The following is a 10,209-nucleotide window of genomic DNA, read 5'->3' as shown; positions in this document are numbered from 1 at the left end:
CTAGGTGTTCAGTCCCGGCATCTGGTGGACCGGGTTTATGATGAATCGATCCGGCTCTGATGTCCAGATTTTGCAGATGTATTCGTAGGGCGTGAGACCACCGAGCGTCTTGAGCCGGCGGGCGAAGTTGTAAGCTGCCATGAAGTCGGCGAGGTGGGTGCGCAGCTGATCGTGGCTGTCGTAGTGGAAGCGCTTGACCGTGGCGTCCTTGATCGTCCGGTTCATCCGCTCGACCTGGCCGTTGGTCCATGGATGGTTCGGTTTGGTCAGCCGGTGCTCGATCCCGTTCGCCTCGCAGATCATGTCGAAGCGCATCGGTCGGGCGTAGCTGGTGTTCCGGTTCCGGGGTTGCTCGGCGAACTGGATGCCATTGTCAGTGAGGACCGTATGGACCTGGTAGGGCACGGCCTCGAGCAAGTGCTGCAGGAACTCCCAAGCCGTCTTTCTGTCAGCTGTTGCAACAAGTTGAGCGACTGCGAACTTGGCAGTCCGGTCGATTCCGACGAACAGGTAGAGCTTGCCCTCGGCAGTCTGCACCTCGGCAATGTCGATGTGAAAGAAGCCAATGGGGTAGCGCTTGAACTTCTGGCGCTTGGGCTTGTCGCCTTCGACATCCGGAAGGCGCGAGATGCCATGACGCTGCAGGCACCGGTGCAGCGCCGACCGTGTCAGGTGCGGGATCGAGGGTTGGAGCGCATAGAGGCAATCATCCAGCGGCAAGAGCGTGTGCCTTCGGAAGGCGACGACTGCCGCCTCCTCTTCTTCGGTCAGGACCGTCGAGCGCGGTTCCTTCGGCCCGGTCCTCATGTCCTCGACTGTCGCGCGCTTGCGCCATTTCGCCACCGTCTTCGGATTGATGCCAAGCTCCCGGCTCAGCTGCGCGAGCGAAGCTTGCGATCGCTGTATTGCTGCTCTGACGGCGTGCGTGGTCGTGGCGCTCCCGTGGCGAACCTGTCCCATAGTGCCTCCTTCCATCCCTGCGAAAGAATCGCACCATCAAACCATGGGATCAAACAACTAGGGTCCAAACCCAATCAGGTTGTTGAATAGGAGCTGCAAATCAGATTCTCTGGCTTCGGATAAGCCGGAGGCATTGATGAGCAGACTGTTTTGGTTGAGTGACGAAGCCTGGGTGGCCATTGAGCCCCACCTTCCCAAGAACCAGCCTGGAGCCCGACGGGTTGATGACCGGCGGGTGATTTCGGGGATCATTCACATGCTCAAATGCGGCGGGCGCTGGGCTGATTGCCCTGGCGAGTATGGTCCTTCGACCACCATCTACAATCGTTGGAACCGTTGGAGCCGCCGCGGTATATGGGCACGCATTCTTGCGGCTCTGACCGAACAGGGCTGGATTGCCGAAACCGCCCAGATCGACAGCAGCTATATCAAGGCCCATCGTTGTGCAGGTGGGGGAAAAGGGGGGCGCGAGCCAATGCCATTGGCATCTCGCGTGGTGGCCGGACCACCAAGGTCCATGCGCTTGTCGACGTTATCGGCAGACCACTCTGGCTCGTCCTGACACCCGGCAATGCCTCGGACATGAAGGGAGCAGATCTGCTCATCGCCCACACAACGGGTATGAAGAGGATTATCGCGGACCGGGGCTATGATGCCAACCGTCTTCGCTCCACTCTTCGAAGTCAAAACACCATCCCGGTGATCCCCGGCCGCAAGAACCGCAAACGCAAAATCCGATACGATGAGAAACGCTACAAGGACCGCTGGCGCGTTGAGGCCATGTTCTGCCGCCTCAAGGATTTCCGCCGCGTCGCCACACGGTACGACAAGCTCGCTCGGAATTATCTATCTGCCGTCATGCTCGCAGCAGCAGTTGCGTACTGGCTATGATTGAGTCTCAACCCTAGCCATAACATCTTCGAATTTTGGCGGCGCCCCGAATATCATGGCCGACATTCGTTCGTAGTCCGCTGCTAGCTTTCTCAGCATCTCCTCGGTTGGCACTAGGCGATAAGTGCCTGGCACGGCACGGTCGTACCTATGATCAGGCGCACGGAACATCAGCTGCTTATGCTGGCGACAGACCTCGGCGAGATCACGCATCGCGGCAGTTTTCTCGCCGTACTCGCCATGCCGCCACATCTGATGGACGTCATAGTAGTGGCGGGAATAGCGATTGAGGTCGGGGACCGGACGGTCGGGATTGTTGTCGGCAATGCGCTTGTCGGTCATCTCGGTCATGGCGTGCAGGATCAGCAGCTTTTCCCAGAAGGTGCGCTCCGGCTTCACGGTCGTGACGGCTCCGAATCTAAGGTCACGGCCATTCGGCAGTTCGTCGGCGACGTAGGGGGCGATTTCCCGCTGCTCGTCGGGAACGGGGTCTGGCCGGGCACCGCCCTCTATCCGTACCGCCGCCTGGACGTAGCCGTCTCCGGATCCGAAGGCGCTGTCATAACCAACGACGAGAATGTCGAGCGCATCCTTGTTTCGATAGCCATCGAAACCGAACCCGACGGAAAAATGATTCTTCTGGCCGATCGTATCCTCGACCGCGGCAATTTCCTTCAGCAGTTGCTCTCTGAGCGGACCGGAAATGTACTGCCGCGCAGCTTCGTCGACCTCCTCGGCGAGAGCTTTCTGCTGCTTGTTGATGGAGGGGAGCGCGGCAATGTCAGCTTCAAGCGGGACGTTGAGATCGGCCTTATATATCCCGATGTCGATGTCTTCGGAAAACCTTCTGATGAGGCCATATGCCTTGCTCAGGCTGGCTCCGCCCTTGAAGTAGAGATGGACCGGATCGTCCTGGCGTCGGTTGAACAGGAAATCGAGGATCCAGCATACGTAGAGGTCTTTCTCAACATTTTCGGCGCGGGTCTCCAGCTTGGCGGCGACCGCCGAATAGAGTGCCCGCCGTTCGTCTATGCTCGAGCCAAGGATTTCAGCGAAGGTTTTATGCATGGTTCTCTGAGGTCTCAAACGGCGCTGATGATGTGTCCGAACCTTCGTCGACCGACAGCATTTGTGTGATCTTTTCGATTGCCGAGTACATCCACGCGGGCACGGCGTGAATGTTTTGGTGCAGGTCCTCGACAATGGCGTCGCGCTCGGGTGCGCTTGAAAGACGTCGTACGATACCGTTGATCACTACGTCGAGGTTCGAGCGGTCATCGCGAAACCATGATATCGCCTGGACGACGCGCATGGCCGGCCGGCCGGCCCAGTACGCCGTTTTGGCAGAGATGCGCTTGAAGTCGAGTTTGTAGACTACGGGGTCTGTGGCGTTCGGATCCCCGGTGTTGGCAACGATTTCGATCGTTCTCGGATATGTGTCGGCATAGATCGTGCTGCGGGCCGGGACCGCCGTTGTCAAGCCCAGATCGTTAGCTGCGGTCATTCCGTCGACCAGGACTCGCAGCTTGTCCCGGCGGGCGATGGCATCAACGAAAGACGCTATCGGGGGAAACACCATCTTTCCGGTCAGTTTGCTTTTGGTTGGCTTGTCGTAAAGTCCTCGGTAAGGCCGTCGGATATCCCCGCGCTTGGCTAGTCGTTGCAGTGCCTTCTCGACTCCATTCGGGCTGGCGATGTCGAGGAAATCCGCCCGCGACCAAACCCCGGCAGGGGCGTTCGCTGCTATCCGGTCATGGACGCGATTCAGGGTGTCGGACGTAGGATCTGGCATTGAGGCCTCATTTGCTGACCGAAGATTATATACAAATTTTGGTCAGTGGCAATGACGCTGGGGATAGAGACCAAAGTTTGTATATAAAAATTGGTCTGTGCCGGCCCGATTCTTCCGCTGAGCGAATCTAGCCGGTATGCTTTTAGAAAAGCGCGAGCTGCTTCGTTTCCATCGATTGGGCGATTTCGCCCAACGATGACAACGTCACCCCAAGCAGGCGAATGCCCTTCTCGACGGGAAACAGGTCGGCGAGCATCGAGTGCGAAACCTCAATCATCTCATCCACGCCTCTTACGTGCGTCGGCAGGGTCCTGCTGCGGGTGATCTGCTGGAAATCGGCGAACTTCACCTTCAGCGTCACGGTCCGGCCGGTAATCTCCTTCGCCTCGCAATGCCGCCAGACCTTTTCGGCCAGGGGCGCCAATTCGGCGCGTGCCGCATCGAGGTCGAAAATGTCGGTCATGAACGTGTCTTCGGCTCCGACCGATTTGCGCGGCCGGTTCGGCTGCACGGGGCGCTCATCGATCCCCCGCGAGATCCGATAATACCAGCCACCTGACTTCCCGAAATGTTCCTGCAGGAAAGCCAGAGACTTCTCGCGCAGATCGGTGCCGGTCACGATCCCCAGCCGCTCCATCTTGGCGGCCGTCGCCGGCCCGACGCCGTGGAACTTCTTGACCGGCAGGCTGGCTACGAAGTCCGGTCCGGCCTTCGGCGTGATGACCGCCTGGCCGTTCGGCTTGTTGAGGTCGCTCGCCATCTTCGCGAGGAACTTGCAATAGGAAATGCCGGCCGACGCATTGAGTCCGGTCACCTCCTTGATGTGGGCCCGGATTATAGTGGCGATTTCGGTGGCGGTCGCGATGTTCTGCTTGTTCTCGGTGACGTCGAGATAGGCTTCGTCGAGTGACAACGGCTCGATCAGGTCTGTGTGTTCCGCAAAGATCTCGCGGATCTGCGCCGAGACGGCTCGATAGACATCAAACCGCGGCTTGACGAAAATGAGGTCCGGGCATCGGCGTTTGGCCGTGACCGAGGGCATGGCCGATCGCACTCCGAATGTCCGAGCCTCGTAGCTCGCCGCAGCCACCACGCCGCGTGCGGCCGAGCCGCCGACCGCGACGGGTTTGCCTCTGAGATCGGGATTGTCGCGTTGCTCGACCGAGGCATAGAAGGCGTCCATGTCCACATGGATGATCTTGCGGAGCGGAGCCTCTTTCTCGCTCTGTTCACCAGCACGATGGTGTGCAAGTCTGTCCTCGTCGCTCCTCAACATTTGAACTGCCGCTACGATCCGGTTGCCTAGACCAGAAGATCGTCCTTTGGTTTCGCTGGCGGTTCGACCACGACCAGCATATTGCCGGGGAGGGGGCGCTGCAGATGCTTGGCCTCTTCCCATTCGCCGGTCAGCCAGAGATTGACCTCCTCCGGCGTCGTCAGGATCGCCGGCATCGCTTTCTGGTGGATCGGGCTGACTATCTCGTTCGGCGTCGTCGTCAGGAAGCCGAAGAGTTCGTATTCCTGCTCGCCGTCGCGGACCTTCCGCACGCCCTTCCAGGGTGTCCAGAAACCAGCGAAGAACATCAGCGGCCGCTCAGCATTCTTCGCGAACCAGGCGTTCGGCACGCGCCCGCCTTCCACCTTGCTTGCGGGATCGGGTTCTGCGAACGATGTGAAAGGGACGACACAGCGGCTTGTTGGTCCCAACCAGCGGCGCCAGTGCGGCGATCCCACGTTGCGAACATTCGTGACTCCGCGATCGGCCTTGCCTTTGACATAAGCCGGTGGCGTCGGCATGCCCCAGGTTGCGCTCGCGATCTCGCGCTTGCCGTCGGCGCCGACACGGACGATCGGCGCCAGCGTGTTCGGATAGACGTCGAGCGAGGGCTCGTTCCAGCCCGCCCTGTCGGCAAGGGCCTTGGTGAACTCCATGACCGCATCGCGCGTTGTCGTGAGGTTATAAAGGTTACACAAGCGGTCTCTCCCTTCTACCGCCACATGCCGCGCATACGGGCGCCGACATCGAGGCGAACCTGCCGCGGACCGATATTGGGACTCGTTCCGGGAGCCACCACGGGCCAGGCGCGGCATTCGAACAGTTCGATCAGACTAGCGGGAATGAACCGTGTCCGCGAGGCATAGACATGCCGGTCGCCGGTCGAGGACTGACCGTGGGTAAAGAAGCGCTGCGGCACGACGAGATTGAGACTGTCCTTGGCGCGGGTCATCGCGACATAGAGCAGGCGCCGCTCCTCCTCGAGCTCATCGGACGTGCCGGCGCCGAGGTCGGAGGGAATGCACCCGTCGACAGTGTTGAGAACGAAGACCGAGCGCCATTCCTGGCCCTTTGCCGAATGGATGGTCGAGAGGATCAGATAGTCCTCATCGAGCAGCGGCACACCCGCCTGTCCCGACGTGGCGTCCGGAGGATCGAGGGTCAGTTCGGTCAGGAAGCGTTCGCGGGAGGGATAGCCGGCAGCGATGTCCTCGAGTTGGAGCAGGTCGGCCCGCCGCATCTCGAAATCCTCATGGATGCGTTCAAGATGTGGCTCGTACCAGGCGCGGACCTGGCCGATTTCGGCCGGCCACCCGGCAGCGGCTGTGCGCAGATTCGCCAGAAGTTCGACAAAGCCCGGCCAGTCGACTTGCGCGCGGGCAGGGCAGGGGAGGCGATCGAGCGTGTCGATGGGATCGGCACTGTCTGCAACGGCGTCTAGGGCGGTCTGCGCTGTCGCCGGACCGACGCCGGGTAGGAGCTGCAGCAGTCGGAAGCCGGCCACCCGATCGCGCATGTTCTGGGCAAAGCGAAGTGCGGCCAGCATGTCCTTGACGTGGGCGCTGTCGAGGAACTTCAGGCCTCCGAATTTGACGAAGGGGATGTTGCGGCGGGTGAGCTCCACCTCGAGCGGCCCGCTGTGGTGGCTGGCGCGGAACAGCACCGCCTGGTCCTTGAGCCGCATGCCGGTCTCCCGGTTCTCAAGCACCTCCTCGGCGACGAACCTCGCCTGATCGGCCTCATCGCGCACGGTAACGAGCCGCGGGCGCTCGTTCGAGGCCCGCTCGGTCCAGAGGTTCTTGGTGAACCGTTCCTTGGCGAGGCCAATCACGCCATTGGCGGCGGCAAGGATCGGCTGGGTGGAGCGGTAGTTGCGGTCGAGCGTGATGATTTCGGCGGCCGGCGAGAATTCTTTCGGAAAATCGAGGATGTTCCGCACCGTGGCCGCCCGGAAGGAATAGATCGCCTGGGCATCGTCACCGACGACGGTCAAGCCGCGCCCGCCGGGCTTTAATCCGGTGAGGATTGTCGCCTGCAGCCGGTTGGTGTCCTGATACTCATCGACCAGAACATGATCCCACTTGCCGCCGATCTCGTCGGCCAGTGTGGCATCGCCCATGGTCTGCGCCCAATAGAGCAGCAGGTCGTCGTAATCGAGCACGTTCTGGATCTGCTTGGCCTCGACATAACCCGCAAAGAGCTCGCGCAGCTCCTTCTCCCAGGCGGCACACCAGGGATAGTTCGCCCGCAGCACCTCATCGAGCGGCGCCTCGGCATTGACGGTGCGGGAGTAGATGGACAGGCACGTCCCCTTGGCCGGGAACCGGTTCTCCGTCTTCGAGAAGCCGAGATCGTGGCGAACGAGATTCATCAGGTCGGCGGAATCCTCGCGGTCATGGATGGTGAACTGGGGATCGAGACCGAGCTCGAAGGCGTATTCGCGCAGGATCCGCGCGCCGATCCCATGAAAGGTGCCCGACCAGGCGAGCGCATCGGTCAAAATGCCGGCCTTGTCGCCAAGCGCCTTGGCGCAAATGCGTTCCACCCGCTTGCCCATCTCGCTTGCTGCTCGGCGGGAGAAGGTCATGAGCAGGATGCGGCGCGGATCGGCCCCGGAGATGATGAGCTGGGCAACGCGATGGGCAAGCGTGTTGGTCTTGCCCGATCCGGCCCCGGCGATGATCAGAAGTGGTCCCCCGGCCCGGCCATCGGGCAGGCCGATGCCGTGGATGACTGCGGCGCGTTGACCCTCGTTCAATTTTTCCAAATGCGCCGCATCCATGCTGTCCCACTGTTGATTTCCATTGAGAAGTGACCCGGTTTTTTCACCGAGAATTGACCCGCTTCATTGATATGATTTGGGTTCGGTCACGTGGTCAAGTTCGGTGTTTTCTCCTTTTTGGTTTTGTCGGTTTTCGCCGAGCTGTTTTTGAACCGGAAGCTGTCATTGCCGGTTTCGAGGATGTGGCAATGATGGGTGAGCCTGTCGAGCAATGCCGTTGTCATTTTGGGATCCCCGAACACGCTGGCCCATTCGGCAAAGCTCAGATTGGTGGTGATGATGACGCTGGTGCGCTCGTAAAGCCTTGAGAGCAGATGGAAGAGCAAGGCGCCTCCAGACGCGCTGAACGGCAGGTATCCGAGCTCATCGAGAATGACCAGGTCGGAATGAATGAGCCTGTTGGCGATCTGACCGGCCTTGCCCTGGGCTTTTTCCTGTTCGAGCGCATTGACCAGCTCAACGGTTGAGAAGAAGCGCACCCGTTTGCGATGATGCTCGATGGCTTGAATGCCCAGGGCCGTTGCGATGTGGGTCTTGCCTGTTCCCGGACCACCCAGGAGGACGACGTTGTCGGCTTTCTCGATGAAGGCGCCGATATGGAGCTGACGCACCAGAGCTTCATTGACCTCGCTGCTGGTAAACTCAAAGCCCGAGAGATCCTTATAGGTGGGAAAGCGGGCGACCTTGAGCTGATAGGCGATCGACTTCGTCTCGCGTTCGGCCATCTCAGCCTTGAGCAATTGCGAGAGGATGGGCACAGCCGCCTCAAAGGCTGGAGAACCCTGCTCGGTGAGTTCACTGACCGCCTGAGCCATGCCTGCCATTTTAAGGCTCTTGAGCATGATGACCAGAGCTGCACTTGCCGGATCATGACGCATGGCGCACCTCCCGATCAGTGCGAAGGGTGTCGTAGCGTTCGACATTGGCCTGCGGCTCCTTGCTCAGGGCAAGCGCCTGCGGCGCCTGGACCGGAGGAACGGTTCCCGGTTTGGCATCGATGAGCCTGTGCAGCAGATTGAGAATATGGGTCTTTGTGGGCACCCCGGCGTCGAGCGCCATCTCGACAGCTGCGAGCACTGCCTGTTCATCATGATGAAGAACGAGGGCCAGAATCTCGACCATCTCCCGATCACCACCGGGTTTGCCCAAAAGATGGGTCTGGAGGTGACGGAACGCTGCCGGCAGTTCGGCAAAGGGTGCACCATTGCGCAATGCACCGGGCTTGCGCTGGATCACGGCCAGGTAATGACGCCAATCATAAACAGTTTGCCCGGCCCCATGATGCCGCTCGATGATCCGCGTGTGCTCGCAAACAATTTGCCCTTCGGCGACAACAACGATGCGGTCTGGATAGACCCTGACGCTGACGGGTCTGTTGGCAAACGAGGCGGGTACGCTATAGCGCACGCGCTCGAGGTGAACCAGGCAGGTGGGCGAGACGCGCTTGGTGTGCTCAACAAACCCATCGAAGGCCCGCGGCACGGCCATCAGATATTGGGCTTCAACCCTCCATGCATCGGCAACCGTTCCCGGTTCGGTGCCATGAGCCATCTCTTCCCATAGGGCCACGCAGCGCTGCTCGAGCCAGAGGTTCAACTCATTGAGCGAGTTTGCACGCGGCAGGGGTTGGAAGAGCCGGTGACGAACATCCTGCACGTTCTTTTCCACCATTCCCTTTTCCCAGCCGGCTGCGGGATTGCAGAACTCGGGCTCGAACAGAAAGTGGCTAGCCATGGCCGAGAACCGGGCATTGACCTGACGCACCTTGCCGCGCCCGACCTTGTCGACCGCACTTCGCATATTGTCGTAGATCCCCCGACGCGGAACGCCACCAAAAGCCTTGAAGGCCTGGTTATGGGCATCAAACAGCATCTCGTGGGTCTGGAGCACATAGGCTCTCACGACAAAGGCTCGGCTGTAGCAGAGCTTGGTGTGGGCCACCTGAAGCTTGATGCGCTCCCCTCCAATCTGCGCCCAGTCCTCGCTCCAGTCGAACTGGAAGGCCTCTCCGGGATCAAAGGCCAGAGGAACGAACACGCCCCTTCCGGTCGTGTTCTGTTCGCGCAGGCGCTCCTCTTTCCAACGGCGGGCAAAGGCTGCCACACGGCCGTAAGAGCCATCGAAGCCCAAAGCCACGAGATCAGCGTGGATCTGCTTGATGGTGCGCTTCTGTTTGCGCGGCTTGCGGCTCTCAGACCGCAGCCAAGCGGAAAGCTTCTCGGCGAAAAGATCGATCTTGCTCGGTCGATCGGGAACACGAAACTTCGGCTCGACAGCCTCAGCCCTGAGGTATTTGCGGATGGTATTCCGGGACAAACCCGTGCGCCGTGCAATCTCCCGGATCGATAGGCCGTCTCGGAAATGCCAGCGCCGGATAACGCTCAAAAACGCCATGTCCAACACTCCATAAACTCCCGCCCAAAACGAGCAGGATAGCGTTCAAACATGGGTCAGTTCTCAGTGAAAATACCCCCCAAAACCGGGTCACTTCTCAGTGGAAATCAACAG

Annotated in this window: 9 protein-coding genes; 1 reads left to right on the top strand and 8 read right to left on the bottom strand. The window is 60.2% G+C overall.

Annotation, left to right across the window (positions count from 1 at the left end; genetic code table 11):
• Positions 1 to 960 carry an IS481 family transposase gene (locus EO133_RS04455; RefSeq protein WP_127070548.1) on the bottom strand — a complete coding sequence of 320 codons (960 nt, stop codon included), beginning with the start codon at positions 958 to 960 and terminating at the stop codon, positions 1 to 3.
• A gap of 136 nt (positions 961 to 1,096) precedes the next feature.
• On the opposite strand from EO133_RS04455, the gene EO133_RS04450 reads away from it, so the two are divergent.
• A protein-coding gene (locus tag EO133_RS04450) for an IS5 family transposase (protein ID WP_371870950.1) occupies positions 1,097 to 1,851 on the top strand; the annotation gives its coding sequence in 2 pieces (ribosomal slippage) (positions 1,097 to 1,426 and positions 1,429 to 1,851; 753 coding nt in all).
• Here the strand turns inward: EO133_RS04450 and EO133_RS04445 are convergent.
• The 7 genes from EO133_RS04445 to istA form a co-directional block, all read right to left on the bottom strand.
• Positions 1,846 to 2,919 carry a nucleotidyl transferase AbiEii/AbiGii toxin family protein gene (locus tag EO133_RS04445; RefSeq protein ID WP_127071470.1) on the bottom strand — a complete coding sequence of 358 codons (1,074 nt, stop codon included), beginning with the start codon at positions 2,917 to 2,919 and terminating at the stop codon, positions 1,846 to 1,848. The two genes, EO133_RS04450 and EO133_RS04445, sit on opposite strands and share 6 nt — an antisense overlap.
• Positions 2,912 to 3,643, bottom strand: a complete 732-nt coding sequence (locus EO133_RS04440; protein ID WP_127071469.1) for a DUF6088 family protein — start codon at positions 3,641 to 3,643, stop codon at positions 2,912 to 2,914. The genes EO133_RS04445 and EO133_RS04440 overlap by 8 nt, the downstream gene beginning before the upstream one ends.
• Before the next feature lie 142 nt (positions 3,644 to 3,785).
• Positions 3,786 to 4,826, bottom strand: a complete 1,041-nt coding sequence (dinB, locus tag EO133_RS04435) for a DNA polymerase IV (RefSeq protein WP_244640921.1) — start codon at positions 4,824 to 4,826, stop codon at positions 3,786 to 3,788.
• Positions 4,827 to 4,945: 119 nt separating this feature from the next.
• The gene (locus tag EO133_RS04430; RefSeq protein WP_127071467.1) at positions 4,946 to 5,617 is read right to left on the bottom strand and encodes an SOS response-associated peptidase; all 672 of its coding nucleotides are present in this window, start codon (positions 5,615 to 5,617) and stop codon (positions 4,946 to 4,948) included.
• 14 nt (positions 5,618 to 5,631) lie between these two features.
• Complete coding sequence (locus EO133_RS04425; RefSeq protein ID WP_127071466.1) at positions 5,632 to 7,701, bottom strand: ATP-dependent helicase; 2,070 nt, start codon at positions 7,699 to 7,701, stop codon at positions 5,632 to 5,634.
• 86 nt (positions 7,702 to 7,787) lie between these two features.
• The gene (istB, locus tag EO133_RS04420) at positions 7,788 to 8,579 is read right to left on the bottom strand and encodes an IS21-like element helper ATPase IstB (RefSeq protein WP_127071376.1); all 792 of its coding nucleotides are present in this window, start codon (positions 8,577 to 8,579) and stop codon (positions 7,788 to 7,790) included.
• Complete coding sequence (gene istA, locus EO133_RS04415) at positions 8,569 to 10,095, bottom strand: IS21 family transposase (protein WP_127071377.1); 1,527 nt, start codon at positions 10,093 to 10,095, stop codon at positions 8,569 to 8,571. The genes istB and istA overlap by 11 nt, the downstream gene beginning before the upstream one ends.
• Positions 10,096 to 10,209 lie beyond the last annotated feature (114 nt).

Source organism: Pelagibacterium lentulum, from assembly GCF_003992625.1.
GTDB lineage: Bacteria > Pseudomonadota > Alphaproteobacteria > Rhizobiales > Devosiaceae > Pelagibacterium > Pelagibacterium lentulum.
Note: the sequence above shows the minus strand (reverse complement) of the source record. Positions and strands in the feature narration are given on the sequence as shown.

Coding starts and splice junctions, on each gene's coding strand:
- EO133_RS04455 (WP_127070548.1), bottom strand. CDS start 960: ATGGGACAGGTTCGCCACGGGAGCGCCACGACCACGCACGCCGTCAGA.
- istA (WP_127071377.1), bottom strand. CDS start 10,095: ATGGCGTTTTTGAGCGTTATCCGGCGCTGGCATTTCCGAGACGGCCTA.
- EO133_RS04425 (WP_127071466.1), bottom strand. CDS start 7,701: ATGGATGCGGCGCATTTGGAAAAATTGAACGAGGGTCAACGCGCCGCA.
- EO133_RS04440 (WP_127071469.1), bottom strand. CDS start 3,643: ATGCCAGATCCTACGTCCGACACCCTGAATCGCGTCCATGACCGGATA.
- istB (WP_127071376.1), bottom strand. CDS start 8,579: ATGCGTCATGATCCGGCAAGTGCAGCTCTGGTCATCATGCTCAAGAGC.
- dinB (WP_244640921.1), bottom strand. CDS start 4,826: ATGGACGCCTTCTATGCCTCGGTCGAGCAACGCGACAATCCCGATCTC.
- EO133_RS04445 (WP_127071470.1), bottom strand. CDS start 2,919: ATGCATAAAACCTTCGCTGAAATCCTTGGCTCGAGCATAGACGAACGG.